This window comes from Hymenobacter bucti, from assembly GCF_042681145.1.
Taxonomy (GTDB): Bacteria; Bacteroidota; Bacteroidia; order Cytophagales; family Hymenobacteraceae; genus Hymenobacter; species Hymenobacter bucti.
In genome coordinates this window covers 30,406-56,812 of record NZ_JBHUFD010000019.1, presented here as the reverse complement: position 1 = coordinate 56,812, position 26,407 = coordinate 30,406, and the positions used below count along the sequence as shown (strand labels likewise).

24 protein-coding genes are annotated in these 26,407 nt (G+C 56.9%); 10 read left to right on the top strand and 14 right to left on the bottom strand.

Translation table 11 applies throughout. The features are described from left to right. Window positions 1-8: 8 nt before the first annotated feature. Entirely contained in the window at window positions 9-647 is a 639-nt protein-coding gene (locus ACFSDX_RS24025; protein WP_382318338.1) for a phage integrase SAM-like domain-containing protein, read from the bottom strand. A 351-nt stretch (window positions 648-998) separates the two neighbouring features. Next, window positions 999-1,298, bottom strand: coding sequence for a hypothetical protein (locus tag ACFSDX_RS24020; protein WP_382318336.1), 300 nt, complete (start codon window positions 1,296-1,298; stop codon window positions 999-1,001). A gap of 458 nt (window positions 1,299-1,756) precedes the next feature. Here ACFSDX_RS24020 and ACFSDX_RS24015 point away from each other — a divergent pair, with 458 nt between their 5' ends. Further along, complete coding sequence (locus ACFSDX_RS24015) at window positions 1,757-2,698, top strand: helix-turn-helix domain-containing protein (protein ID WP_382318334.1); 942 nt, start codon at window positions 1,757-1,759, stop codon at window positions 2,696-2,698. A gap of 93 nt (window positions 2,699-2,791) precedes the next feature. Beyond that, the gene (locus ACFSDX_RS24010) at window positions 2,792-3,544 is read left to right on the top strand and encodes an SDR family NAD(P)-dependent oxidoreductase (RefSeq protein WP_382318332.1); all 753 of its coding nucleotides are present in this window, start codon (window positions 2,792-2,794) and stop codon (window positions 3,542-3,544) included. 193 nt (window positions 3,545-3,737) lie between these two features. Here ACFSDX_RS24010 and ACFSDX_RS24005 read toward each other — a convergent pair whose 3' ends face one another. The 5 genes from ACFSDX_RS24005 to ACFSDX_RS23985 all read right to left on the bottom strand — a co-directional run bounded on the left by ACFSDX_RS24005 (window position 3,738) and on the right by ACFSDX_RS23985 (window position 9,290). Further along, window positions 3,738-4,154 (bottom strand): hypothetical protein, encoded by a 417-nt coding sequence (locus ACFSDX_RS24005; protein WP_382318330.1) that lies wholly within the window; start codon window positions 4,152-4,154, stop codon window positions 3,738-3,740. Window positions 4,155-5,441: 1,287 nt separating this feature from the next. Then, the gene (locus tag ACFSDX_RS24000; protein ID WP_382318328.1) at window positions 5,442-5,807 is read right to left on the bottom strand and encodes a hypothetical protein; all 366 of its coding nucleotides are present in this window, start codon (window positions 5,805-5,807) and stop codon (window positions 5,442-5,444) included. Between the two features lie 137 nt (window positions 5,808-5,944). Further along, window positions 5,945-6,706, bottom strand: a complete 762-nt coding sequence (locus ACFSDX_RS23995) for an SDR family oxidoreductase (protein ID WP_382318326.1) — start codon at window positions 6,704-6,706, stop codon at window positions 5,945-5,947. 199 nt (window positions 6,707-6,905) lie between these two features. After that, the gene (locus tag ACFSDX_RS23990) at window positions 6,906-8,042 is read right to left on the bottom strand and encodes a catalase family protein (protein ID WP_382318325.1); all 1,137 of its coding nucleotides are present in this window, start codon (window positions 8,040-8,042) and stop codon (window positions 6,906-6,908) included. Window positions 8,043-8,420: 378 nt separating this feature from the next. After that, entirely contained in the window at window positions 8,421-9,290 is an 870-nt protein-coding gene (locus ACFSDX_RS23985) for a helix-turn-helix transcriptional regulator (protein WP_382318323.1), read from the bottom strand. Between the two features lie 408 nt (window positions 9,291-9,698). Here ACFSDX_RS23985 and ACFSDX_RS23980 point away from each other — a divergent pair, with 408 nt between their 5' ends. Together ACFSDX_RS23980 and ACFSDX_RS23975 are read left to right on the top strand one after the other, a co-directional pair. Further along, window positions 9,699-9,938, top strand: a complete 240-nt coding sequence (locus ACFSDX_RS23980) for a hypothetical protein (RefSeq protein WP_382318321.1) — start codon at window positions 9,699-9,701, stop codon at window positions 9,936-9,938. A 258-nt stretch (window positions 9,939-10,196) separates the two neighbouring features. Continuing rightward, window positions 10,197-11,627: an amidase gene (locus tag ACFSDX_RS23975; protein ID WP_382318319.1), complete on the top strand. Its 1,431-nt coding sequence runs from the start codon at window positions 10,197-10,199 to the stop codon at window positions 11,625-11,627. Window positions 11,628-11,791: 164 nt separating this feature from the next. Here the strand turns inward: ACFSDX_RS23975 and ACFSDX_RS23970 are convergent, their stop codons facing one another. Further along, a complete protein-coding gene (locus tag ACFSDX_RS23970) occupies window positions 11,792-12,355 on the bottom strand; it encodes a Crp/Fnr family transcriptional regulator (protein ID WP_382318317.1) in 564 nt (187 codons plus the stop codon). 39 nt (window positions 12,356-12,394) lie between these two features. On the opposite strand from ACFSDX_RS23970, the gene ACFSDX_RS23965 reads away from it, so the two are divergent. Next, complete coding sequence (locus ACFSDX_RS23965) at window positions 12,395-12,769, top strand: histidine kinase dimerization/phospho-acceptor domain-containing protein (protein WP_382318315.1); 375 nt, start codon at window positions 12,395-12,397, stop codon at window positions 12,767-12,769. After that, on the top strand, window positions 12,738-13,283 hold the full coding sequence (locus ACFSDX_RS23960) for a sensor histidine kinase (protein WP_382318313.1): 546 nt from the start codon (window positions 12,738-12,740) through the stop codon (window positions 13,281-13,283). Before ACFSDX_RS23965 ends, ACFSDX_RS23960 begins: the two co-directional genes overlap by 32 nt. 106 nt (window positions 13,284-13,389) lie before the next feature. Here ACFSDX_RS23960 and ACFSDX_RS23955 read toward each other — a convergent pair whose 3' ends face one another. Together ACFSDX_RS23955 and ACFSDX_RS23950 are read right to left on the bottom strand one after the other, a co-directional pair. Next, window positions 13,390-13,599: a hypothetical protein gene (locus ACFSDX_RS23955; RefSeq protein ID WP_382318311.1), complete on the bottom strand. Its 210-nt coding sequence runs from the start codon at window positions 13,597-13,599 to the stop codon at window positions 13,390-13,392. A gap of 541 nt (window positions 13,600-14,140) precedes the next feature. Next, window positions 14,141-14,890: a DUF1349 domain-containing protein gene (locus ACFSDX_RS23950; protein ID WP_382318309.1), complete on the bottom strand. Its 750-nt coding sequence runs from the start codon at window positions 14,888-14,890 to the stop codon at window positions 14,141-14,143. 707 nt (window positions 14,891-15,597) lie between these two features. Between ACFSDX_RS23950 and ACFSDX_RS23945 the strand changes: the two genes are divergently transcribed. After that, window positions 15,598-16,179 (top strand): Riean_0653 family protein, encoded by a 582-nt coding sequence (locus ACFSDX_RS23945; protein WP_382318307.1) that lies wholly within the window; start codon window positions 15,598-15,600, stop codon window positions 16,177-16,179. Between the two features lie 302 nt (window positions 16,180-16,481). Here ACFSDX_RS23945 and ACFSDX_RS23940 read toward each other — a convergent pair whose 3' ends face one another. Beyond that, complete coding sequence (locus ACFSDX_RS23940) at window positions 16,482-16,946, bottom strand: hypothetical protein (RefSeq protein ID WP_382318305.1); 465 nt, start codon at window positions 16,944-16,946, stop codon at window positions 16,482-16,484. Window positions 16,947-17,234: 288 nt separating this feature from the next. Between ACFSDX_RS23940 and ACFSDX_RS23935 the strand changes: the two genes are divergently transcribed. Further along, window positions 17,235-17,840, top strand: a complete 606-nt coding sequence (locus ACFSDX_RS23935) for a recombinase family protein (protein ID WP_382318303.1) — start codon at window positions 17,235-17,237, stop codon at window positions 17,838-17,840. On the opposite strand, the gene ACFSDX_RS23930 is transcribed toward ACFSDX_RS23935, so the two are convergent. Further along, a complete protein-coding gene (locus ACFSDX_RS23930) occupies window positions 17,837-18,019 on the bottom strand; it encodes a transposase (RefSeq protein WP_382318301.1) in 183 nt (60 codons plus the stop codon). The genes ACFSDX_RS23935 and ACFSDX_RS23930 overlap by 4 nt on opposite strands. 290 nt (window positions 18,020-18,309) lie before the next feature. On the opposite strand from ACFSDX_RS23930, the gene ACFSDX_RS23925 reads away from it, so the two are divergent. Beyond that, the gene (locus tag ACFSDX_RS23925; RefSeq protein WP_382318298.1) at window positions 18,310-19,437 is read left to right on the top strand and encodes an acyltransferase family protein; all 1,128 of its coding nucleotides are present in this window, start codon (window positions 18,310-18,312) and stop codon (window positions 19,435-19,437) included. A gap of 366 nt (window positions 19,438-19,803) precedes the next feature. Continuing rightward, the gene (locus ACFSDX_RS23920) at window positions 19,804-22,005 is read left to right on the top strand and encodes an alpha-N-acetylglucosaminidase (RefSeq protein ID WP_382318296.1); all 2,202 of its coding nucleotides are present in this window, start codon (window positions 19,804-19,806) and stop codon (window positions 22,003-22,005) included. 1,466 nt (window positions 22,006-23,471) lie between these two features. Here ACFSDX_RS23920 and ACFSDX_RS23915 read toward each other — a convergent pair. Together ACFSDX_RS23915 and ACFSDX_RS23910 are read right to left on the bottom strand one after the other, a co-directional pair. Beyond that, window positions 23,472-23,642 (bottom strand): hypothetical protein, encoded by a 171-nt coding sequence (locus ACFSDX_RS23915; protein WP_382318294.1) that lies wholly within the window; start codon window positions 23,640-23,642, stop codon window positions 23,472-23,474. A gap of 134 nt (window positions 23,643-23,776) precedes the next feature. Continuing rightward, window positions 23,777-24,751, bottom strand: coding sequence for a replication initiation protein (locus ACFSDX_RS23910; RefSeq protein ID WP_382318292.1), 975 nt, complete (start codon window positions 24,749-24,751; stop codon window positions 23,777-23,779). Between the last annotated feature and the right edge of the window lie 1,656 nt (window positions 24,752-26,407).

The following is a 26,407-nucleotide window of genomic DNA, read 5'->3' as shown; positions in this document are numbered from 1 at the left end:
TCGAGTTGCTAATGTTCCTTGAGGTCGCTCAACCGTAGCTCACACTTGCAGCTGAAGAGAAACTTGCCCAGGACACGGCACTGCGGCGTGCCCGGCGCGTACAGCCCGTAGTAGCTCTCCAACCGGCGCAGTTCGTCGGGCTGGAGCGGCTTCCACTTGCCCGGCTCGCTTTGGTTTTTGAAGTAGGCGTAGGGGTCTTCAAATTTGATTTTCTCTTTGCAGGCCCAACTCAGGTAGGTCTTCACGTCCTTATGCCGGCTCCAGCGCGTGTTGAGGCCGCGCACGTGCTTGTCGAGGTAGAGCTTGAAATCGTCGACAAAATCGGGCCCTAGGGTGTAGAAGGGCACTACCTCTCGGAAGGCCTTCAGCGCGCGCCACGTGCTGAGGTGGTTCTTCTTGGTGATGTCAGTGATTTCCCCCTTGTGGTGACGCTGAATGACTTTGTGATAGAAGTAGCTCACAAAATCGTCCTTGCTGCCCTCCGTATTAAACTCCACTAAAAACCGCTCGGCCGAGAGGGGCTGGCTGCTCAGGCGGCACTCGACGAAAATGTCGTTGGCCTTGCCCTGGGCATGGCCAACGATAAGGTTGTAATCTTTGGCCAGCTGCTCGGCGGCCGGGCTTTGGCGGGCACCGAAGCCAGACACTGGCCTGTGCTTTCGTCGAATAGAGTAGGGGGCCAATTCACTTTTAGGCCTACCGGCACCGCCCGCCCATCAAGCACCACTAGCAGCCGCACCTGGCAGGTGCCAGCCTTGCGCGCCGGCCGGCGCAACACCACTTTCGCAGAGTAACCCATGTAGATTGGTCAGTGAATTTTTCGTTGGTCAGTAGATGGTCAGCTGGGGTAGGCCGAAATTGGAAAAACCCCCTTCTCAGCGATGCTGAACAGGGGGTTTTTGTATTCTGGAGGCTGTTTTAGTACCTCTTAGTACCCAGAGCCGGAGTCGAATCGGCACAGCGCATAATACAAGATATAAGCTACTGCTAACCAGTAATTATTCAGCTGCCTCGCTTGCCTTACCGCGCCCCGGCTTGTCTTTAGGTGTCCCATCTTTCCGCCGTCCATATGGTGCCTCTGGATCTATATCCGCTGCCGCTTTCGGCGTGCGGATTTTTCGCGTTTGGCGGGCTGAGGTGGCACCGTCCAGGAGTTCGTAAATGCCCGTCAGTTCTTTGGTGATGTTGCTAACTAGATTCTCTACGCGCACCAGACTCTTGCGAATCTCTTTATCATTTGCTGCTGCAGTAGCAGCTTGGTCTAACAGGGCTTGTAACTCATGTAGATTAAGGGCCATTCTAGAGATCTGAAAAAAAGTAAGGAAGGATAGTACGATCGGCTCGCCAAACAGATGCAAATAACTTATCCCTTCTCTGTATGTGAAAGAGCAAAACTCAACTTTGCAGTGTCTTATAATTGCCTATCTGTTAAGTTGCGCACCCTTCCTTCACAAGCAGTCTACTACGGGTCGGCTGAAAACGGCGGAAGAAAGTGCCTCCACACGCTGGCTACGCCCTCGGCAAAACCATCCAATAAGGGCCCGTGGCTGTTGACAGAACTTGACGCGACACTTTTAAGAGAGCGTCTTATCAGCCAAATTAAGGTAACCGCTACTTCGTCAAGTAGGTAGTCAGCCACCTCAGGCCGCGAAAGTTGACTAGCAGCAGTAGCCAGCTCCCTTCAGGGGTGCCAAGACAAGTCCGTCGCCCGGCGGTGGGCGGCCGTACCTTTGAATCCTACAAGCACTCCGCTGCGATGAAGACGACTGCGCTCCAGGCACTTTACCAAGAAGTAGCTCCTTGCACGAGCCTCGATCTAAACACGCTGCTGCCCAGCGGTATTCAGCGCGAGGTGGGCCACTTTAACGTGTTTAATCTGGCCGACTTTTGGGAGACCAGCCAGCTGCGGCCCGACGCCGCTTACCCCTGCCGCTCGTTCTACAAAATCAGCTTTCTGCGCAGCCGCAGCCGCGCCGAGTACGCCCACCAGACGATTGACATCGCGCCCGACACGCTGGTGTTTTCGACGCCTAGGGAGGGGTTTCAGTGGTGGCCGGCCGAGCGGCAGCAAGGCCAGTTTTGCCTCTACTCGGCCGAGTTCATGTTGCCCGTGCTCGGGGGGCTTACCCTCGATGAGTTGCCGCTGTTTCAGGCCAGCGGCCTGCCGGTATTTCAGTTAACACCCGCCGAGGCAGCGCGGGCAGCGGCCATTTTCACGCATATGCACGCGGAGTTGGCCTGCGACTACGCCCACAAATACGACCTACTGCGGGCTTACGTGCTGGAGCTGCTGCACCTGGGCCAGAAGCGGCGGCCGGCCACCGCGCTGCACCCCGCCCCCGCGGCGGCTCGCCTGGCCTCGCGCTTCGTGGAACTGCTCGAGCGGCAGTTTCCGCTGACCGCTGCCCAGCAGCAGGTACCGCTGCGTACGGCCAAGGACTTTGCCGACCAGCTCGCCGTGCACGTCAACCACCTCAACAAGGTGCTCAAGGACAACACTGGCCGCACCACCACCGACCTGCTCGGCGGGCGGCTCGCCCAGGAGGCTAAGGTGCTGCTGCACCAATCTGACTGGACGCTTGGGGAAATTGCCGAGCGCCTGGGCTTTGTCGATGTAGCCCATTTTTCACACTTTTTCCGCCGCTACGCCAACGTCAGCCCGGGCGCTTTTCGAACGCAGCAAGCCGTTGTGATTTGATTGCTACAAAAATCTGATTGGGGAGTACAATACGGGCGGTAGTGGGCCGCCGGACCTTTGTCGGGTTCTTTTCAACACGACAAACTCCCCCTTATGAGTACTGCCAAAATCGCCCTGCTTACCGGCGGCAGCCGGGGCCTGGGCAAGGACATGGCCCTGAAACTGGCCCAGCAAGGCATCGACGTTATCCTGACCTACCGCAGCCAGCAGGCGGAAGCCGCGGCCGTCGTAGCCGCCATCGAGGCTCTGGGGCGCCGCGCCGTGGCCCTCCCCCTAAATGTGGCCGATACGAGCACATTTGCAGCCTTCTTCACCCAGGTAACTCACGTGCTAGCGGATACGTTTGGCACCGGCAAGATTGATTTCCTCATCAACAACGCGGGCACGGGCCTAATAGTCCCGTTTGCCGAGACCACCGAGACGCAGTTTGACGAGCTGCTCAACCAGCACTTTAAAGGCGTGTATTTTCTGACCCAGCGGGCGTTACTGCTGCTGCGCGACGGGGGCCGCATTATCAACATCACCTCGGTGGCCGCCCGCGTGGCGTATGTCGGCAATTCCGTTTATGCGAGCGTGAAAGGAGCCCTGGACGTGCTCACCCGGCAGTTGGCCCTGGAGCTGGGTAGCCGCGGCATTACCGTCAATGCCGTAGCGCCCGGAGCCGTATTTGGCGGCGGGGCCATGCAGGACACGCCCGAACTACGGGCCTGGGCGGCCCAGGCCACGGCGCTCGGCCGCGTGGCCGAGCCGGATGACATCGGCGGTATCGTCGCCTTCCTCTGCACCGACGCCGCCCGCTGGCTCAACGGCCAGCGCGTAGAAGCCACCGGTGGCACGGTGCTGTAGTAAACCGGCAGGCTTTAGGCAGCTTTTTAACCAACCGCTTACGCATTTACTGGCCTAGTCAGGAAGTGCGTAAGCGGTTGCTGCGTGGGAAATACGCGAGCATTTTCTGCGTGTTGCTTCTGAGTCCTATGTTAAAACTGCTAAGGCCCGCCAACTTAGACAGGGACAAATTACTGACTTACAAGGAACCTGTTTAAACGAATGGGAGCTGCCCATCCGGTTTTAGGCGTTTACTTAGGAGGTAGCCTACCCCTACTTCTATGGGCACGAGTAAGACGATTGCGAGACGATAGGCCAAGCTGGTGCTGGCCAAGGCCCCGAACACGCCGGCTAGGTCAACTAGCAGAAATAAGACCAAGAGCACGACCAAAAGAGGTTTTCTTGGTCGTTTATCTAAGAGGCCAACCACCGCACTCGCCAACACCCCGGCCAGAAAGACAAGGCCCACCGATAGCCATTCCGCCCGGGTTCCCAAGGGCACATGGTTGATTGCCGAGCCTGCCGCGATTGTGTTGAGCAGGCGGTCGTGTGGGAAGTTCACAAGCGCGATGACGGCGAACCCGACCAGCAGGATACCCACGCTTCGGAGGATGTTAACAAGTAGCTTCATATGGAACAACAGGTTGAAACATGGAATATTAAAGTTAGCTAATGTATAGCCTTATCCACGATTTGAGTGCCTGCTGTCCCAAACGTTATAGGTAGGGTAGTCTCAGGAAACGGAAAATATAGCACGCTAAGTAAATGTGCCCAAAGGTTGCCACCTGACTCAGGTACCTGCTTCTCCGGCAGCGTCTTTGCGACAGTGATGGATGACCACGCCCGGGTAGCGCAGCTAGTGGTAGCGCGTAACTTTTAAAATGCGGACCAGCCCCCCTACAAGAGAGCCGCAGTACTAGCTGCGCCTCTCTTGTAGGGGGGCTGGTCCGCGTGCGCGTCGATGCCCGTCCGCTGTCTCGCCGCATATTTGTACTCCACCCGGGCCAAGGGCTGGAGATTGTCCTGCAGCGCGGCACAAGCTAGCGGCCAGGCTGGGTCCTCGGGGTAGAGTGCCGTGCGCAGATAGGCCCAGGTGAAAGGCTACCCGCTCGGGGTTTTCGTCGGTTGTTTCCGCGGCATCGTAGCCCGAAATACCGCCCAATAAGTGTTCGCCGCCCACGACCGTCAGCAAATACTTAGGGCCGGGGCTCCGGAAATAGGGGTCGGCATGCCAGTCGGCTCCGTGCACGGTTAAATGTGGCGAAACGTCTTGGTCCCCGATGACAATCAGGGTAGGGGTCGTTATCTCGGCAAAGCTAGGGCGCCGGAAAAAGGGCACCCGCTCATTGCCCGACGCGCTCAGGTCGGCGCCCCCGTTACCGGGTGGGGTGAGCAGCACGCCCGCCTTGATGCGGGGCTCCAGCAGGTTCACCCGCATGCCATCTTCCTCGGTTAGCTGCGCGCCCAGCAACATCCCAGCCGTGTGTTCCCCAGGGAATGCGCGGCCACCGCGACCCGGCTGTAGTCCAGGCGCCCGGTCAGCTCGCGGACGGCCGCCTCCAGGGTGGTTAGCTGGTCGAGGATATACGTCAGGTCCTCCACGCGGGAGCGCCTGAACAAGGGAGCCCCGGGCGCGCTTGCCACGCGCGGGTCTCGGTTCAGGGTTTTGGAGCTGAAGTGAGTGGGCTGGATGACGACGAAGCCGCGAGCAGCCCAAAAACTAACCAGTGGGCCATACCCCTCCAGGGACGAGAGGAAATTCGACTGGCCGTGACCGCGCGAAAGCAACAGAATGGGCAGGTCGCGTCCGGTGCGGGGCAACGAAGAGCGCAGCCGCAACTCGACGGCGCGTCCCGCCGCCGCTGCCCAGCACTACAGGGCTGAGGGAGAAAACGGCCGTCGCGGCCGGCGGCCGTAGCTAGATGGTTTGCAACTCAACTTCCCGATAAATACCCCGGTCGATTGTGATACCGAGTCGTTCAATCATCGTAGCAGCGTCAAACCCTTGCCTTTCATACTCTGCTTGCACCGCTTCTTTTGCGCTATCTATCGCTTGGGTACTTCCCCAAGCCGCTACCGTAACGTAGCGCAGATTCCCTTGCTCATCTGAGTGTTCGTAGTGGGCGTCTTCTATAAAGCCGGGCAGCTTCTGAAGGAAGCCCCGGTTCATCGCTATCATCTGATAAAACTCTGTCTTGGCAGCGGCGGGGACAAAGAATTTATCAATCAAGCTCACCAAGTCATTTCTTTGATTCTCCATAATGTTACCTTCCAGAAAAGTCACTGTTTGTATTAACGGATAGAACGCCCGTTTATAAGCCTGCGCTATCCAGTATCCCTTGCGGAGCCAGGGCCCTACCACGGGCTATATTCACTGCCTTTCGCCGGCTAGTGGCGAAGGCTTTTAAGCAGCTCCTCCCTTTACATGAGGCCCCCGGCGGCGCGCACGTTCTGGCCCGTCAGCCAACGGCCGGCGGGGCTGGCCAAAAACCCCACGACCTCGGCAATGTCGTCGGGCTGCCCTAGGCGCCCCAGCGGAGTGTTCGCTAGCAGTTGCTGTTTGAGTTCTTCCGGAATGGCCAGCGCCTCGGTTTCCGTGATGCCGGGCAGCACGTTGTTGACCGTGATTTGGCGTCCGCCCAGTTCCTTGGCCAGCGCCAAGCCAAACTGCTCCACGGCCGCTTTGCCGCCCGCGTACACCGACTGGTTGGGGTTCGGCACGGCCGTCTGGCCCGAAGAGATGTTGATGATGCGCCCCCCGTCACGCACGCGGCGGGCGGCTTCTTGCAGGGCAAAGAAAGTGCCCTTAACGTCCAGGTTGAAGAGTTCGTCAAATTCGACTTCGGTCACGTCCGCCAGCGGCTTGGCCAGGTACGTGCCGGCGTTGTTGACCACGATGTCGAGCCCACCAAAAAAATCCTCGGCTTGCTGAAATAGCCGGGCCACGTCGGCGAGGCGACTAACGTCGGCCTGAATCGCCGTGGCTTGCCCACCGCCCGCCGTAATGGCCGCGACGACCTCGTCAGCTCTGGCGGCGTTGCTGGTGTAATTCACGACGACACTGGCGCCGGCCTGGCTCAGGCGCAGCGCGATGGCGCGGCCGATGCCACGGGAGGCCCCCGTTACGAGGGCCACTTTGCCGACCAAATCGCCGGTGGCAGGGAACGCAGGAAACTCGGCCATAGGGCAGCAATTGAGAATAAATTAACGTGATGGTTCTTAGGCAATAGTCCATTAGATATTTCTTTCCAAGTGCCGCACGTCCCTCCCCTACCCCCCCCGAACGGCCCTACTACCTGGCTGACTTTCCAGGCCTGCTAGTAGCCAGAGGTAGTGCGCACGCCCAAGCTCTTCGGGTTGATAAATGATGACTTGCCCTCCTTTAGTCGGGAACCTCGTCGGCGCTAAGCGGCTCGGCGGCGGCTACTTGGTTGGTGTGCTGGCGAAAATCTTGCGTTTGTAAATACACGGCCCCACGGGCGCGCTGGATGCCGCCCAGTGGCCGGTGGGCTTCTAGGGCGTGCAGGGGGTTGAAAGACAAGCGCTGCTCGAAATACTGGAAACGAGCCTCACTAAAGCTTGCTTGGGGCGGAAAGGTCAGGCGGGCAACGGTGCGGTACGGACTCTGGGCCTCGGGCCACTCCACCGAGGCATCCTCAACGGGCATGGCCGCCAGGTCGGTGCAAAGCTGCACGCGTAGCTCGAACGAAGCTCCGTGCTGGGCAAAGAACTGGCTCATCGCCGTGCGGAAGGCGTTGTCATCCTGCCCCTGGTCGAGGTGCGGGTTGCCCAGGATAGCGAGGGTTTCCGGCGTCGGAAAGGCCGCGACTTTGGCGATGTAGTCGCCATAGCGGGAGGGAGTCTGGCTGTAGTAGGCGTGGCCGATGGGGTGCAGGGGCTCGCGCCCGATTAGCTTGAGCGTGCCGACGGAGAGCCCGACCGTTTCCAGGGCTGCTTCTACCCCCCGGGCAGCGTAAGAGAGCCCTACAATAGCCGCTTCCGGCAGACGCGGCGTGTTGGAAGCCCCGAAGCGAAAGTTCGTCAGAAACCCAGCGGCCGTAGCGTTGATGAAAGCCGGGTCGGGGGCCAGCACCCAGTCTTGGGTGCTGGTTTCGCGGCCGCCGGCCACGTGCGGCCCGGCCACGCCCAGCACTTTCAGCGCCATGCCGCGCTGGCCGGAAGCCTTATCGGTTACCGGGTTGCTCGGCCCCTGCGAGTAGCGCGCTAGCACATCGTAGCGGCGGCCGGGCTGCGCGAACATACCCTGGGCCAGCTCGGGGGGTAGGTCGTCGGCCACAACCAGTTCGCCCTTCAGCAAGCCCGTGGCCTTGGCGTGGGTGGCACGCATGACCTTGCCGTGCTGCGCGCGGACCTGTTCGGCCATCTGGACCATCATCTGGCCAATTTTGGCAATGGTCTCCGGTTCCTCGGCCGGGATTTGCTCCACCTCGGGCGTATAGCGCACCAGCGGCGCAAAGGCTACCGGTGCGGGGGCAGTTGGTGCTTCAGGATTCTTCATGGGGTAAAGAAAAAGTCAGGGTTGGGGCGGGCTGGCGGGGGCAGGGTTTCGAGCAACAGGCGGTCAGTACTGGCCGGGTCACAAAAGCTCTGGTCAGTGGTTAGGCACACGTCGCAGGCAGCCAGCGCGGCGCGGTAGGTCGCTGGCCAGGAGGTGATTTCCTGCGCCGCAGTCCGTAGGCCCGCTCCGAGTTGAGGTGGCGCACCAGCCCCGTCACGTGCTGACTAGCCTGGCGCAGTGCCACAGCCGCCACGTAGCTATAGACCCCGGCGAGGAAAACGTTTATGGGCAGTACCTAGGGTGAAATAACGAGCACAAAGGTCTCGTATCTATCCCTGCCCACTTCCTCGATTCTTGCTATTCGTTTTTGAATTCTTGCTATCTTTTGTCGCTGGCCCCGCCCCGCTGAAATTCTTGCGGGCTACAGCCCACGGCGCGCTTAAAGGCGGTCGAGAAGGTAGCCAGTGAGGCAAAGCCCAGCACGTCGCTGATGTCAGCCACCGAAGCGTGGCCCAGGCGCAGCAACTGGCGGGCGCGGCGGATTTTCCAGCCCAGCACGTACTGGTAAGGGGCCACCCCCATCGTCTGCTTGAAGAGCCGGGCAAAGTGAAACACGCTCAGATTGGCGAGGCCCGCCAGGATGTCCAGCGTCACGGGGGCCTCGGCGTGGGCCTCCAGGTAGTCATCGATGCGGGCCAGCACCTCCCGCGTCAGTCGTCCGCCCGTGGCAATGCGCCGCTCATGGGCGGCATGATACTGAATCAGGTGGTAGCAGAGCGCATTGGTCAACGATTCGACGTAGAGCAGCCCCAGCGCGTGCTGGCTGCCGGCCGCAGCCAGTAGTTGGCGGCAGAGCTGGGCCAGGAACGGGTCGTTAAATTTCAGACGCTCGCTCAGAACAAAATGCGTCAGGTCCAGGCCCTGCCGCACCAGTCGGTCCAGGTGCTGGTCGTCAACCATCAGGTACACGTTTTCATGGGGAGTAGTCCAGGTTAGCGTGCTGTAGTCGCCGCCCGGATATAAGCCCAAATCGCCGGTGTGATACACCGTCTTCGTTGTCCGCGTTTCGTGTAATTGATGGACTACCAGGGGCACCGCTGCCTGGTAGAGCATCAGCAAGTGATGCTTATGGTGGTGCGCGGGCAATTCGCCAGCTTCCAGCCGGTGCTGCTCTACCCGCACTCCCTCCCAAGCCAAGGGCGCGCTACTAACCAAGGGCTGCTTAAAATACTCGGTTACATACCGCATCAGCACGAGGAAACAATCTGAAAGTCATGGTTTACTAGCTCCTCCTGTTCCTGGCTGGTGTAGTTGCCGACTAGCAGCGCGCTCAACAACGGACCTAGGCAAGGTCGGAATAGGCTACGCCTACTGAGTGAAATAGTTAATGCTCAGCTTGTTCAACTCTCCGATTTTGGGCAGAGCTACTACAGTAAAATATACGTCATCGGTCCGTGCGCTGTTCTGCTGCGGAACTGGGTGTCTGAGGTGGTCGAACAAAGACAGCCAGGGGCAAGTCTTATCTTTTTTACCCGATGCCCCGTCAAGCGAGCAGTTGTTCTCTACTGGCTGTATGGTCGCCCAATCGTAGGAGCGAAAAGCAACGGCAAGGGTGCTGGTCAGTCGGGTCTGGGTCCACCTGGGTTTGTATCTATCTTGTCCTACGTCTCGCGCACGGCCACGTCGCAGGGTTTAGACTCAGACTTGCTACTTTCCAAAATGGGCTTGCGCGGCACGGTCTGGCACAACCGGGGCACGCTGGAACTGCAACTCCCCCATGTTTTGAACTCCAACACGCAGACCATTACCACCGAAGGCCCGACCTTCTACAGTGCTATTCCTGAGCTTACTGCACAAGAAAAATGTATTCTCATGCGGTATTTAAGTAACTTTTAACCAAGGCCCAGAATAGCCTTGTAGAGGCAGGCGCCAACGCCCTGGCTAGGGTGGCGCACTGGCTTAGCTTGCCGGCAGTAGGGGCTAGGGAGTTAGGTGCTCAACGGGGGTAAACCGAATAAAAAGGGTGACAAATGTCACGGCCAAATTGTGTCAGCTGACGCCATTTCTTGGCAGGGGGGCTTCCCAATTTTGCCTCGGCAACCGGACCTCCCGCGACGGGAACGAGGGTTGCCCAAACCCTAAAAAAACACCCCCATGCAAACTGCCTCCAACGGCCCCGACCAGCCTCTCTACTACCAGGATGCTACGGCGCTGGCCGCCCTCATCCGTACCAAACAGGTGACGCCCCGCGAAGTGGTGCAGGCCCACCTCGACCGCATCAGCGCCGTCAACCCCGCGCTCAATGCCCTCGTGACCCTGCTGGCCGATGAGGCCTTGCAGGCAGCCGACGCGGCGGGCAAAGCCGTTATGAGCGGCGCCCCCCTCGGGGCCTTGCACGGCGTGCCTTTCACAGCGAAGGATTCTATCGACACTGCGCAGGTGCTCACGCAGCGCGGCTCGCCCATCTTTCACGGCCGCACCCCCGACGTGGACGCGACCAGTGTGGCGCGGATGAAGCAGGCCGGCGCGATTCTGCTGGCCAAGACCAACCTGCCAGAGTTCTCCTACTCCACCGAAACAGACAACCTGCTCACCGGCCGCTCCAACAACCCCTGGAATCTGGCGCGCACGCCCGGCGGGTCGAGCGGCGGCGAGTCGGCGGCTATTGCGGGGGGCCTCTCGCCGCTCGGCTTGGGCACCGACCTGGCCATCTCCGTGCGCGGGCCGGCGGCCAATACCGGCATTATCGGCTTCAAGCCAACCCACGGGCGCATCCCGATGACGGGTATCTGGCCCCGCGTGCCGCGGCGCAACTGGCACGTGGGCCCCATGGCGCGCAGCGTGCACGACGTGGCGCTGGCGTACTCCCTACTGGCCGGGCCCGACGGGCTGGACGGCTTCGCCACCCTGCCGCGCCACTTCGATACGGGGGTAGGCGCTACCCCCGACCGACCCCTGCGCGTGGGCTGGCTGGTGGCGCCCGGCTTTGGACCCATTGACGCGGAGGTGGCCGCTACCGTACAGGCCGCGGCCGAGGCCCTGCACGGCGCCGGCTGCGTGGTAGAGCCGGTGCGCATCCCGGCCCTGGAGCAGGAGCATCCGCTGGCGCTGTTTAATCAGCTGCACGTAATGGAGTTAAAGCCCGCCTTTGCCGAAGCCACGGCGGGCCACGAAGCCGAGATGTTCGCCATTTCGAAGGCGATGCTGGCCACGCCTGACACGGCCCTGCGGGCCTACGTCTTGGCCGAGCAGGCCGCCGAGCGGCTGCGCGATGGCTTTGCCGCCTACTTCCAGCGCTACGACGCGCTGCTGTGTCCCGTGCTGCCGCTGCCGGCCTACGCGCACGGGCTGTCCGAGCTGGTTATCAACGGGCAAACGGTGCCCGCCACCTACATTCAGAACGCGACCGTGCCGCTCAACGTGACCGGGTTGCCGGGCTTATCCATCCGCTTCGGCACCAGCCACGACGGCTTGCCCATCGGCGTGCAGTTGGTCAGCAACTGGTGGGCCGAGTCGACGGTGCTGCACCTGGCGGCGCTACTGGAGTCGGTAAGCCCGGTGCGCGACCTGCATCCCGCGCTGTAAGCTAGCCCAGCGCGCGCGCAGCAAGTAGCCCGCAACACTTACTCCTTAGTTTACGGAGCGCTGCAAGCGAGTGAAGAACCCTCCTGGTTGCCCCGGGAGGGTTTTTGCTGTTGGTCCGTGGCCAGGGTGGTTCACGTGGCTAGCGGGGGGCTCCTGGCTGGACCTTAACGCCGCAAGCGGCTCAGTGTCTCGCGCGACATGCCCAGGTACGACGCGACCATGTGCAAGGGAACGCGGTTGAATACCAGGGGGTAGGTCTGCTGAAATTCCAGGTATTTCGCCTCGGCCGGCGAACTGATGAGGGAGAAAATGCGTCGTTGACCGGCTTCGAAGCTGCGGGAAAGCAACTGGTCAGAGAACGTTTTCAGGGCCGGCAGGTCGTGCATGAGTTCTTCCCAGTTCTGCTTGGTCCAGGTAATGACGGTGGTGGCCGCCAACGCTTCCATGTTGTAGACCGAAGGCGTTTCGGTGCGGTAGCTTTCCTGGTCCATCATCCACCAGTTCTCGACGGCGAACCGCAGCGTGTGGTCAGTGCCGTCTTCGCTGAACCGGTAGAGCCGGCAGCAGCCGCTGGCAATAAAGCAGTTGAGCCGCCAGATTTCCCCTTCGTGCAGCAGGGACTGCCATTTGCGCAGCTTCCGCACCGTGCTACGGGCGCGCAGCACGTCTATTTCCGTCTCGGTAAGGGCCGCCTGCTGGCGAATGTACTGGGCAAACACATCAAACATGTAGGCAAGAACGGGCGGGAGCAGGACAAGCAAGCCCTATTGGCCGCCCAGAACGAGACGCTCGAAACCCAAGTAAGCCAGCGCACGGGCGAGCTGCAACGCTCGCTCACCGACTTGCGCGCGACCCAGGCCCAACTCATCCAGAAAGAGAAAATGGCCAGTCTGGGCGAGCTCACGGCCGGCATCGCTCACGAAATCCAGAACCCGCTCAACTTCGTCAACAACTTCGCCGAAGTCAGCACCGAGCTACTTGACGAACTGGCCGAAGAGCAAGCGCGACCCGCGCGCGACGCCGGCCTGGAAGCCGAACTCGTGGGCAACCTACGCCAGAACCTAGGCAAAATCACGGCGCACGGCAAGCGCGCCGCGGGCATCGTGCGCGATGTTGGAGCACTCGCGCCAAAGCACCGGTGAGCGGCAGCCCACCGACCTCAACGTCCTCTGCGAGGAGTACCTACGCCTGGCATACCAGGGCCTACGGGCGAATGACAAAACCTTCAACGCCATACTGGACACGGACTTTACAGCCGGCCTGCCGCTGGTCGAAGCCGCCGGCGCAGACGTGGGCCGGGTGCTGCTCAACTTGTTCGGCAACACCTTCTACGCCGTGCAGCAGCGCCAACAAACCGCTGGGGCCGGTTACCAGCCCACAGTGGGCGTCAGCACGAAACAACGGGATGGGTACGTCGAAATTCGGGTGACGGACAACGGCACGGGCATGCCGGCGGAAGTTCAAGCCAAAATCCTCCAGCCTTTCTTCACCACTAAGCCCAGCGGTGAGGGCACGGGCCTGGGCCTCTCCCTCTCCCACGACATCATCGCCCAGGGTCACGGCGGCACGCTTAGTGTGGAGAGCCAAAAAGGACAAGGCACCACGTTCTCTATCGCCTTACCGCTGAACATGGCAGTTCATCAGCAGGCAACCTGAACACTGCTTTCAACAAACATAGCGAGTTCAGGCCACGACCGTTTCAGTGAACTGAAGCGGGCAAGCCCATCTGCACGGCACCAGGCCGTAATTCATACGTGTCTTCTTAGCGCGGACTGGCTGGGTTGACTTTTTGTTTTTTGTGCACAACAGAGGCGATAATGGCCAAGAACGCGCCCCCAAAGCCCAGCTCCTGCCCCAGCTTCGCCAAGGAGTCGTTGCGGCCGGAATAGTAACCCGTCATGAAGGCTCCGGCCAAGGCCAGGAGTAGGCACAAGATGGCAACAAAGTAGAAGAAGCGGGATGGGGTTTTCATAGGGATTCGCAGTCGGTGGTATCGTGGGAACAAAAAGGTGCCGAGGCCGTGGGTCTCTTTCGGCAAATTTGGCATTCGGACGAGCCGTACACAACACCTAATTTTGGATATTTTATTGGAGCGCTGTCGGTCAGCCAAAGGTCAACTAAACCCTTCTTTCGGTGAACACCTGGCAGCTGCCTGGCACCAGGTGCTCGTAGGTCATTGCAGCGCTCGGCGAGTTTACGAAACTCGTCTACGATTCGACGTTTAGGAAACGCGCCGAGGGGATGAGTTTCGTAAACTCCAAACGAGAGCCCGGTTCCCCACCAAAGGACTATGCCGGTAGTACCCCGACCGAGGAGGCCAAAACCGCCACTTTTCTAAGACGCGGATTATAACTAGCATTATGTAATTGAACAAAAGAGGAAAAAAGAGTTAGCCAAAAGGCGACGGCTTTACTTCATTTTATTCAATTACATAAGCTGGCTTCTCGCAGTCCGGTCACCACTGGTGATGCCGGGACAGGTAAGGGCCCCGCCGCCCGCCCACACGTCCGCTCCTATTGCCCCAGGCGGAAGTCGGCGACGCTTGTCTGGGTAAGGGTGCAGCGCTCGAAGCGGGTGCTCATGCCGTTGCCGACCGGCGCCTGGGCGCTAAGGCCCAGCCAGATGGTGGCCGGGTAGTCGTTCTTGTACAGCCGGGCCAGCTCCCACTGCTTGCCGGCGAGCGAGTGGTAGAAGCCGATGGTTTTGGCATCGGACGAGATTTTCAGGTACACCTGCTTGGCCGTGACCAGGTCGTGGTCGTTGTCGTCGGAGGTGCCAATGGTGCGCACGCTCACGACGCGCGTGCGGGCCCGCTCGTCGCGCTCAAAGCAGAACTTCTGCCACCAGTCTGGGCGCAGGTAGACGTAGAGCACGCCGGCGTCGTAGGTTTCCAGGAACTGTGGCGCTACTAGGGCTGTGAGGGTGAAGGGCTTGGTGTTGTCCACCTGGGTCAGCAGCACGGGGGCGCTGTTGTTGCTAAGCTTGCCGTCGGGGTCGTTGAAGTTGTCGCTTTTGGCCGCGGCGCGCAGCGTGAGCACGCCTTTGTCGACGGTGACGTGCTGGGCCGCTCCGTTCAGCGAGCGGGTGAAGGTGAGGCCCGGCAGCTGCACCGTGCACGGCTCGCCCGGCACGGCAAGGGGAGCCACGTCCTTTGCCGTAGCCGGCGCAGCGGTTGAGGCCTCGGGGGCCGACGCCGTCGTGGCCGAATCCGGCGTGCAAGCGGTGAGCAAGGCCAGCGGCAGCAGGTAGGAGGTGATTTTCATGAAAGGGTTAGGCAAAATGGGTTAGGGAAGTCCGCTCGTACGGGGTAAAGCTGGAAATCAGGCCGGGAAGCAGCAGCGCAACTAGTTGCCCTCGGATAAGGGTTCTGCTGGCAAAAAGGTGGATTTACACGACAAGCCCTCCGGCGGCGTTTTATCAAAAAGGGTGGCTCGGAAACCTGCTCAAAAAGGGCGATTCCAAGCAATCAAGTAGGGGCGCCAAACTTACCAAAAAGGGTTCGGTTTTTAATAGGCAAGGTTTGGCCCGCTATTACAGCGCAGTAAATCAGGTGGTTAATCTCTTATCGTGTAAATGCACCCTTTTGCCAGAAGAACCCCTTTGCAGCTGGTAATGTGCAAGGAGTCACAATCCGTCGCTTGGTGGCTCAATAAGGCGCGCAATTCTGAGGCCCCCTTTGATGAGTGCTAAAGGATAGCCTAGGGGGTGCTTCAGTAGCTCAGGAAGTAGGTTCTGAATTCTGACCCAGTAGGTGCGTTCGAAAAACAATAGTTTTGGGAGGAGCTTTCGCAGCCTGCCTATAAAGTCGGATTTTGTGCGTAAAATAAGTTTGCTAATCAAGGAATTAACCGGCGGTAACGCGCGAGCGGCAGGGCACGTAAAGTCTCCAACCAGCAAGAATCTAGTTTCTATTTGGGCGGTGAGCGGGTACGTTTGGCAATCCTATAAAGTCACTAGCCTGTTCCAAACTATGCGTAGCTTTTATCTCGTGCTGGGGGGGCTGACCCTTGTTGGAAGTGCCTGTACAAAAGCTGACCCGCAGGCCAGCCTGCCCCGCATCAGTCAGGAAGGGTTGAACACCGGCGGTTTTCTGGTCGATGGGATAGCCTATCCCGCTACCGGGTGGCCAGGTACGCTGTTAGGGACGGGTGGCCCCACTGGGGCGCTGGAAGGAGGCTACGCCAGAATCTTCCCCGGATTTCCTGTAAGGCCCACTTACGAGCTGCGTATCAACAGTGAGCAGGCCACTAAATATGTTGTCGTCACGTTGTTTCTACGTAACCCGAGCAAGGGGGAGTTTGTGCTGAATCGGAACACGGGCTTGCCGCCCACGGCCGTGGACAGTACGATTTTTGACCACGCGACGATAGACCTTGGCGGGGGCAAGGGGGAGCTATATACGACCAGCGCCCGTCATACTGGCCGGATCATCCTGAGTAATGCCAGCCGGCCGACCTTGTCAGCTGGGACGTTTGAGTTTACGGCCGTAAGCAATTTGGACCCTGCGAAAACGGTCCGGGTAACCGCCGGGCGCTTTGACCGCAAACAATAAGCTAGCTAAGCTGGCTTAGATGTAAGACTATATCACCCTTCCCTTACGCGCGCCAGGCAACCCAAAACGCTGTTTTGACTGGTCAAGAAATGCGTTCTGAGGGGTTTGTTCTGCTGGCTTGTGAGCGGTGCTCCTATGCCCTCTAAAAAAGGACCGTTTCTTGGATGGCCAGACTGGCTCGATTTGCACTACTCCTCAGGAGGAACATCATATTGCATGAACCTCAAAATCGCGGGCAATAACATAACACCCGCCGATAAAGAGCACTTGCCTAGGCAGGGGGAGCCCTGTTGACACGGGGGCTACGGGCGGCAGTAGGTTGTCACCCCGTGCTGCTGACAAGCAGTGCGGACAACTTCCACTATTGCAATAGGGGCGCTCTGTAACAGCAGGCCACTTCCATTGGCCAGGTTCTGCGTTAATAGGGTCACAGCGCTTGCTTTGGGACGCAGGAACAAGTAGCGCTCTAGCGAGCGCCACCCCTGCGTGACAGTTGCCACCATGCGCTGGAGTTCTGCCAAGAGGTGCGGCGGGTCCAGGGCCGCGTTAGAGAGGTATACCGTATCACACGGTCCATTGTAGTCCCAGAGCAAGGGATGGTCCCGCATCTGCGCGAGGCGGCCCTGCGCGCTAGGTTTGGCGACAAACTCCACTTTGTCCCGGTACTGGATGCGAAAGACTCCGGTAGAGACTGCTACCTCTAGATAGGTGGTTTGAACGCGGGTAATGGTCGCCTCGCTGTAACGGTCAATAAACGAATCAAGCATTCCGTAAGACAGTAAGCGATTGCTCGGCTAGCGTTACCGAGCAGTGCAAATAACGGCTCGTTTGCTAGGCTGCTGCACCCGGTCCAACAAAAAGTCCTTTTTTAGATGGAGCGGATTTTTTTGGCAAATGGTTGTTTAGCAAAACGAGCGTTTTAGTGAACAACTAAGCTGATTACCGGCTGCCAACCTAAATGGGTGGAAAATGAGCCGATTTAGTACAGAAAATTTGTTCAGCAATCAAAGTACAGAAAAGAGTGCCTTCGTGACGGATAACCTGTACTTTGCCCCATGAAAATTGGCTACGCCCGCGTCTCGACCCGCGACCAGAACCTGGAACTGCAACTCGATGCCCTGACCAAGGCCGGCTGTGAGACCATCTACCAGGAAAAGGTGTCCGGCGCAAGCGCCAGCCGCCCCGAGTTGGAACGGCTGCTCACGCAGCTGCGCACCGGCGACACGGTTTATATCTACAAGCTCGACCGGCTCGGGCGCTCGCTACGCCACCTGCTGAAGGTGGTCGGTGACTTGCAGCAAATGGGCGTGGGGCTGGTCTCGCTCACCGATGCCATCAACACGACCTCGGCCCAGGGCCGCCTCGTGTTTAATCTGTTTGCCTCGCTGGCCGAGTTTGAGCGCGAGCTGATTCGCGAGCGCACCCACGCCGGGCTGGCCTCGGCCCGCGCCCGGGTCGGTGGCCGCCAACGGGGCCTCTCCGAAGAAGCGGAGCGCACGGCCATCATCGCCGAAACCCTCTACCGCGAGCAGCAGCTCGGCGTCAACGAGATTGCCCAGCGCTTGCACATCTGCAAAGTCACTCTTTACAAGTATTTACGCCATCGCAAAGTGGTGATTCACGCCCACCGCAAACCAGCCCCCAGTAACCCGCCCGTTTAACTTTTGTACCAAACTTTTAACCAAGGCCATTTGCCCAACACAGCTTCGCTCATACCTACCGCCAGCGCGACCCGCGTCACCGGCTGCCCGTCTTGCGTGACACGGCGGACCGCTTCGGTCCGAAAGGCCGCATCATACTTGGTTCGCTGCCGTTTACCGGCTGGTTTTGCTGCTTCCATGATAAGGAAAAGTTACTTTCTCCGTGTCCATTCTTACCCGACCACCTCAGCCACCGGCGTGTACTACGAAGAACTAGCATCCCTTTTTAATTATTCCGTGCCAGGCCCCAGCGCTAACCCCAAACTACCGGAGTCGAAGCGCGGGCCGATGTATATGATGAAAAACTCCGGGAATAAATGAAAGCATGTTCAAAATGGAAATGCTGCCGAAGTGGTAATCAAGCAGCACCTAGAGTCCGGGTTGTGAAAAACGACTAAATTGGGCAAATGAATTTAATGCAATTGCTAAAATGATAAACGCCGTAGGAAGGTTTGCTGCACTCGATGTATTCCGTGGCATGACGGTATGTTTCATGATTATCGTAAATTCTTCGGGTTCAGGAGCCGCTGCCTGGTCACCGTTCAACCATGCTGATTGGATTGGTTTTACACCAGCAGATTTGGTTTTTCCGTCCTTTCTTTTCGCAGTAGGTAATGCTTTGAGTTTTTCCAAGGCGAAATACGAATCAAATACGGTATTTCTTGCTAAGGTATTTAAAAGAACGGTAATTATATTTTTGCTTGGGTACCTAATGTATTGGTTTCCATTTTTCCACCGCGTTGATAATGAATGGGCTTTTAATTCTATAGCCAATACGCGTATCATGGGCGTTTTGCAGCGCATTGCGCTGTGTTACTTTTTCGGGTCACTTATTGCCCATTACTGCACCCAAAAAGCAGCTATTATTATTTCTGCACTGCTTTTGACTAGCTATTGGGTTTTTCTGCTACGTTTCAGCAAGGCAGGTGAGGAATACACAATGCTTGGCAATGCAGGTACACGGCTGGATATATTGATTATGGGGGATGCTCACCTATACCACAAACAAGGAGGGCCGATTGCCTTTGACCCCGAAGGCTTGCTAAGTACGCTGACCAGTATTGTGAACGTAATCAGTGGGTTTTTAGCAGGGGTGTATCTTCAAAAAAAAGGTAAAACTTACGAATCTGTAGCCATGCTATTTGCATACGGCGCAATACTAATCTGCACGGCGCTTTTCTGGGGTCAATTTTTTCCGATATCAAAGAAGATGTGGACCAGCTCGTTTGCGCTACTCACCATCGGTATCGACTTAGCCATACTAGGTTTTCTAATTTTAGCCGTTGAAATTAAAAATGCAAAACGGGGCACCTCTTTTTTTCTTATTTTTGGAAGAAATCCCTTAGCTATTTATTTATTATCGGAGTTGTTATTAGTCCCGCTCCAATTGATATGGATTCGTCCACACTTAGGCATCTATGACTGGGTCAATCAGGTCTTTTATCAGCAGGTTTTTCCTGGTTCTTTGGGGGCCCTACTGTTTGCCATAAGCTACATGCTATTGTGCTGGGTAGTGGCGTATGTGCTTGACAGAAAAAGGATATACATTAAAATATAATTCATTGCAGCTCTTTTAGTAGCCAGGTCCGGTGCCTATTGGGCAATGGCCTTTCTGGTATCAATGCTGCTAGTCGTTCTAATTAGCCTGGGCATTTGCGGCCTGATACTTTTCAGTTCGGGCGACGGGCATTAATTACTGCGTTTATTGCGAGGCCGGAAATAACTATTACGTCGGCATAAATTGATTTTGTTTGCCCCTGGGCCAGGCCCCGGCTTTGAACCCAGGCGCGGGCGGCGGGCAATGCCGCATGGGCCCCTAGCTCATTCGGCAGTAGTCCTTGGTGTGCTTGCCGGAACGGCGCGTTTGGGCGACGTGGCCGGAACACTAATTTTCTGCACTAATTAAGTTTTGCAACGCATGAGAATGAATAAATACCTTTTCTTTTTTTGCGCGGTCCTGGGCCTATTGGGACCCCGGGCTTACGGGCAATTGAACAAGGGCGCGGCCGATTCGCTCATCGCGCGCACGGTGCCGGCCAAAGCGAGTAATTTCCTGGTGGAAGAATTGCCCGCGGCCCAGGGGAAAGACGTTTTTGAGATTGAAAGCAAGGGTGGTAAAATCGTTCTGCGCGGCAACAATGCCGGCACAATCGGCTCGGCGCTCTACTATTACCTGCGGGAGTACGCGCACTGCCAGATTACCTGGAACGGCGTAAACCTGCACTTGCCGGCCGTGCTTCCCCGCGTTCCAGTCAAGGTCCACAAGGCCACGCCGTACACGTACCGCTACTACTTAAATTACTGCACCTACAGCTACAGTATGAGCTGGTGGGACTGGGCGCGCTGGGAAAAGGAAATCGACTGGATGGCCCTACACGGCATCAACATGCCGCTGGCCATTACCGGGCAGGAGTACGTGTGGCAGCAGGTGTACCAAGACATGGGCTTTTCCGCCGACGACTTGCAGGGCTTTTTCAGCGGGCCTGCTTATTTCGGCTGGTTCTACATGGGCAACCTCGACGGCTGGGGCGGGCCCCTGCCCCTGGGCTGGATGGCCAGCCACCGGGCGTTGCAGCAGAAAATACTGGCCCGCGAGCGCGCGCTGGGCATGAAGCCAGTGCTGCCGGCCTTCACGGGGCACGTGCCCGCCGCGTTCAAGAAGCGTTACCCCACGGCCAAGCTCAAGCAAACCAACTGGACGAACGGCTTCGCGGACACGTACATCCTCGATTCGGAAGACCCGTTGTTTGCCGAAGTGGGGAAGCGGTTCCTGGAAGCCCAAACCAAACTTTACGGCACCGACCACTTGTATTCGGCCGATACGTTTAATGAAAACGAGCCGCCGTCGGACAACCCCGAATTTCTAGGCAAGCTGAGCGCCCGCATCTACGAAGGCATGCGGCGGGCCGACCCGCAGGCGGTGTGGGTGATGCAGGGCTGGCTGTTTTACAGCGACCGGAAGTTTTGGAAAGCGCCGCAGATTGAAGCCCTGCTCAAAGCGGTGCCGGACGACAACATGATTCTGCTCGATTTGGCGGCGGAAATTGAGCCCGTCTGGAAACGCACCAATGCGTTTTATGGCAAACCCTGGATTTGGAACATGCTCCACAATTTCGGTGGCAACATCAGCCTGTTTGGCCGGATGGACGGCGTGGCCCAGGGCCCCGCGGCCGCCCTGCACGACGGCGGCGCGGGGAAAATGGTGGGAATCGGTCTGACGATGGAAGGCATCGAGCAGAACCCGGTGCTGTACGAATTGATGACGGAGCACGTCTGGCAAACCACCGCGCCCGAATTAATCGCTTGGTTGGGCAACTACGTGCGCCGCCGCTACGGCCACGCGGATGCCGATGCGCTGGCCGCGTGGCAAATACTGCGGACCACGGCCTACAACGGCCAGAAAATCCGGGACGGGGCGGAATCCATTATAGTAGGCCGGCCCACGCTGGACTCGGTGGCGCGGTGGACGAAGACGACGCTTAATTACGCGCCGAAAGACCTGCTACCGGCCTGGGATTATTTAATTAAAGCCACGCCGGCCTGCGCCAAAAGCGACGGGTTTCAGTACGATTTGGTGGACGTGTCGCGGCAGGTGCTTGCCAACTACGCGCTGCCACTGCAACGGCAGCTGGTGCGGGCGTACCAGCAAAAAAATACCGCAGATTTTAGAAAGTACAGCGCGCAGTTTCTGGCGCTGATTGACGACGAGGACCGATTGCTGGCCACCCGCAAGGATTTTTTGCTGGGCCCCTGGGTGGCCGACGCCCGCAAGTGGGGGGCTACAGCCCGCGAAAAAGCGTTGTACGAGCGAAACGCCAAGGATTTAATTACGCTCTGGGGCGATGCGGAAAGCCCCCTCAACGAGTACTCAAACCGGCAGTGGAGCGGGCTGCTGACGGACTTTTACAAAGTCCGGTGGCAGCAGTTTTTTGTAGTACTGGATAATTCGCTGGTGGCTGATAAACCAGCGGATATTAAACTATTCGAGCAGCAGATTAAAGCCTGGGAGTGGCAATGGGTGAATTCCCGCAAGGATTTTCCCGTGGCTGCGTCGGGCCAAAGCATCGCGGAGGCGCAGCGGGTTTACAAAAAGTATCGGTCCCGAATTGAAACGTCCTACCGGTAATAATTAAGGCGCATCGCCGTTTTCAACTGCTAAAACCGGCGCGGGCTGGCACTTGGGGCAGGTGTATGTGGCTCGCCCGCCAGGATTTATAATACGTTTGCCATTAGTGTAGAAGCAATACTTGAGTTCTTCTCGGTTCGATTTCAACCGCAAGCGCTAACCAGTCGGCGTTGAGCAGCGACGGACAACCTCAGCCCGAATCACGCGAGAGGCCAACCCAGCCCATCCAGCGTGCGGTCTTCCCATCCGGCAGATTGCCGAATGGGAAGACCGCACGCTGGCCGATAAGGCGCGGCAGACTTTGGCTTTCTTTACTACCAATGCTCCGGAGTAACTCCGGCCCGGCTACCTCCACCCGGCGCCGGGTGGGGTAGCCGGGCCGGGGGCGGTGGGTTACCCGCCGGCTGCTGGCTCTTCGCTTACTTTTCTACTGCTCCTTTTTCGCCCAATGCCCGCTGCCCCTCTTCTTTCCAGCTCCGGTTGCTACTCCCAGACCTCGCCGCTTTACGGACCTGCTGCGCTACGGTCGCTTCACTTTCACCGAGCGCGAGCGGAGCGCCTGCGCATGACGTATCGTACCATCAGGCAGCGCGAGGCAGATTTTGCTACCTTACTATTGGCGAGCTGCGGGTAGCAAATCTGATGAATTTGCTCGTAAAGAACATCATTGCCGTGGTCCTGGCCGGAGTACAGCACCCGCCCCACTAGCTCTGGATAGCAGGGGCAAGCTTAGCCCGCGGCGGCAAAGGCGCTCGTCATCGTTTCCTGCTCAGCCCGGCTCAGCTGGTAGCGCTCCGCTACCGCTCGCCAGTTCCGCACCGCGCTAACCACCTGCGCGAGCCTGCCGTCCCGACAGGCGGAAGTATGGCGCTACCGCGCGGGCCAAGTTAAAATCCAGCGCGTTGTTAGTTTCGGAGATGTTGAGCTTTAGTCCATACCCGTACACAATGGAATTCAGGTCGAATGCCGGGGAGAGCTGCCAGCCCTAGGGCGTGAGCAAAAAGCCGTGGTTGCGTAGGTGCTCATCAGTATTGGAAACGCAGATGTTGAATACAATGTGCCGTTACAGCTCCGTCAGGTCCTCCCCTACCCTAGCCCCCTGCTTCAAGAGCAGGCCCGCCAGCTCCAAGCCTGGCCCCGTCCTGGTGGTCAGCGCGGTCTTGGTAGCTCAGCAGCGTCATGGCGGAGGCAAAGTGAAGGCGTGCGGCGTGCGGTCAAAGCGTTGCGAGAGATAGGTGTGGTGGTGGCTGTTGAAGCGTTGGGCCTGGCCAACCGCTACCCGCAGCCCGGGTCAGCTCATTCACGACGGTTTCCTAAGCTCCCACGTCGTGGTCGTCCTGCCCGCTGGGGAACTTGGCGATCTAGAGCTACCCCCGCTCATCCACGACGCTGGCCTTAAGCCGCGCGCCGCCCAGCGAGGAGTCGGGCACAACCAGCATAAACAGCCACTTGAGATAATCCGGATTCTATGGCGCATCCACCCGCTCCAGCTGCAGACTGGCATGCTCGAGCTCGTGCAGCGAGAGCCACGTCGGAGTCGCCCTCGCCCGGTGGTCGTTGAGCCGGTGGTCGTTGAGGAAGAGACCAGCCAGGTCGGTTTCAAATCGCAGGCCGCCCATACGGCGGCCGTCGAACACGCCTAGCAGGTAATCAAGAGCAGGCTAAAATTAAAGTCTAAAAAGGTAAAAAATTTGAATATTCTTTGTACTTTTTTAGACTTTAATATTTTGTTGATTTATGCGGCTGATCATAGTATGTGTGTTTATACCCACTATTTTTTATCTGTCACAGACTGTGCTTTTCGCAAACCAACTACTGTCAGAAACAAACCACCAGGATTGGATGCAGCCTTAATTTTACCAGTTTTAAGCTTGTAGCAAAAAGCAAACAACTCATCTATCATTCGCCCTTCGCCTAGTATCTGCTCCACAAGTCGTCCGTCCCTGATATCAAGCTCCAATAAACGCTGCTGCGCCAATTGAATCCGAGAATCATCCAGCGGCTGTTCAAAAGGTAGAGGAAGCTGCAGTGGCTCTTGCTGCTTGATTTGAAAGCGAATACTCTCGAAGGAGCGGCCCTTCTTGATAAGCTCGTACCCGATATGAAGATCCGTATTCTGATTAATTTGCGTAACGGCAACATCAAGCACGTACTTCTGGAACATAGACACTTTTGTATACTGCTCCGACTCTACACCCTTCGGATCCTTCAACGAGAGCATTACTTTTAAATCGTGCAGGGTGAATGTGCGGGTAACTGACTTATCCTTCCACTGCGAGGCAAGTTGGTAGATACGCTTAGCGTACTTACTGCTAAGACTAAAAGCAGCCTGCAACCGGAAAGAAGTGAAATTCCGCTTCAAATCTATCAGGTAGGGCCTAATCTTTTCCGAGATTTCCAACTCGATTACCCCTTCCCCTTTAATATATTCAGCGGAAGCGAGTAGACCTACCTGCAAGATGCGCTTATTATCCTCAATCACATACTCACGCGAGCGGAGAGCAGAAGTGGCTTCCAGAAACTGCTGGTAGTTCCATTGCCGGCCGGTAAGGTGCTGTAAATCGAGCACCTTCACCCGGTAAAACGTTCCAACCCGGTCTTCCTTTTTCAGTAACGAGAGCAAATAGAACACAATATCCATCTCGCAGGCCGTCATCTCATACCGCGCCGTTGTAATGGCATTGTGCTGACGAATTTCCAGACCGGTAGAGCTAGCCATACCAGACACATTGTCAAGACCTTGCATAAGATAACAGGAATGGGATAAAGGCAAAGATAGTAGCGAACTGGCGAAAAGAAAGTAAAAAGGAAAGTTTTTCCTGAGAGACCTTTCCTTTCGCTTATAAAACCTTTCCCTTAGGCTTATAAAACCTTTCCTTTCGCTTATAAAACCTTTCCCTTAGGCTTATAAAACCTTTCCTTTCGCTTATAAAACCTTTCCCAAACCCCTTTTATCACTTTAATAATCAACAAGTTATGAGCCCTACAAATAGAACAAATAACTAACAAATATCACAAAATTGTGATGAGAGCTAAAAAAAGCTTTCAGGGTGTTCTACTAACAGTAAACTCGACCGAACGAAAACAAGAAACACCAACATAACAACCAAACCTAACGTAAACCGTGATTGCACTTTTACAATATATTATATAATTTTATTTTTACAAGAAAAACCTTTGCTACTTCCAGTCACAAAGAAGAAGGTTCGTAATCTTAGCCTGTCTCTATACAACAAGCTAAGCAGCTTGCTTCTTCCCTTTAAAAGGAAAGATTTTATAAGTCGGCCTGCGAGGCACTTAAACCCAGACTTCTTCGGGCTAGTCTTAACCCATTTCTCTACTAACAGACCCGCGTTTACCTCTAAAAGAAAGGTTTCATAAGCCAGACAACAGCTTTAGGTTAACTTTTCACTAGCCTCAAGGTAGGCTAAAGGAAAGATTTTATAAGCTAGTTGCGAGCTTTTTCTGAAGCTCCCGACAGTTTTTGACTTGCTTAAAGGAAAGGTTTTATAAGTCTGGAATACCCCTAACAAGTCCCTAAACGCATAAAACGCCTCCTAAAATGCTTACCCGCTTTCCTTAATTCTTACCGGCCCGGGTGCATTCAATACACTTCACCACATCTTGCCGTGTATTCAGCATTCTGGGCTCAATGACCATAAGGCATTGCAATTCCAGATAGAAAAGCAACAGGTCGAGAAATACTCCTACCTGACCAATTCCAACCAACGCTGGTTACCAATAAGGGTGAAGTATCTATCAGCGCCCCCAACGCGACTACACTGCGGGTAAAGAGTCAGAAGTTAGTCTCCAACCTACTCCTACAGTCTCTGTTCTCGACTACACCTGAACTTTATAACCCAGGACAGGCAAGACGTTCTCCGTTCCACCCAATAGCATCCGGTAGTTACACGAGCGCATACAACAAGCAGCAGCTGTGAAGAATTAGAACTGATACTCATTCGCAGTAGTTATTGAAATTATAAGCTAAGCGTAAACCTTACACAGGATTTTATTCTGATACGGAAGAGTTTACCTGTCTCTCTGATAGGACAAGTTTGAGTCCCTGGAAACCTACCGGCACTAGCCCGAGGCCCAACGGCAGAGCGTAGTCGTCGTGGTACTTACCACCTCTAGCAGCCTCTGCGACCTGACCCGCCCCCAGGCCATTCCTGACTTAAGGGTCCTAGCCAAACCCCTCACCGAAGCGAAGGTTACCCAAGTGCTGGCTAACTATTTTCCGCTTAGTTCGGCAACGGTCCTTACCTAACAATATCCTCAATTACCAGGACCGAACGGCATACCAGAAAACATGAACAACTCTTTAACCCACGTCAGAAAGACCTTACCAATTCAGCGAAGTCTTTTTAGGTGATATCCATATAAAAAAGCAAGGACAGCC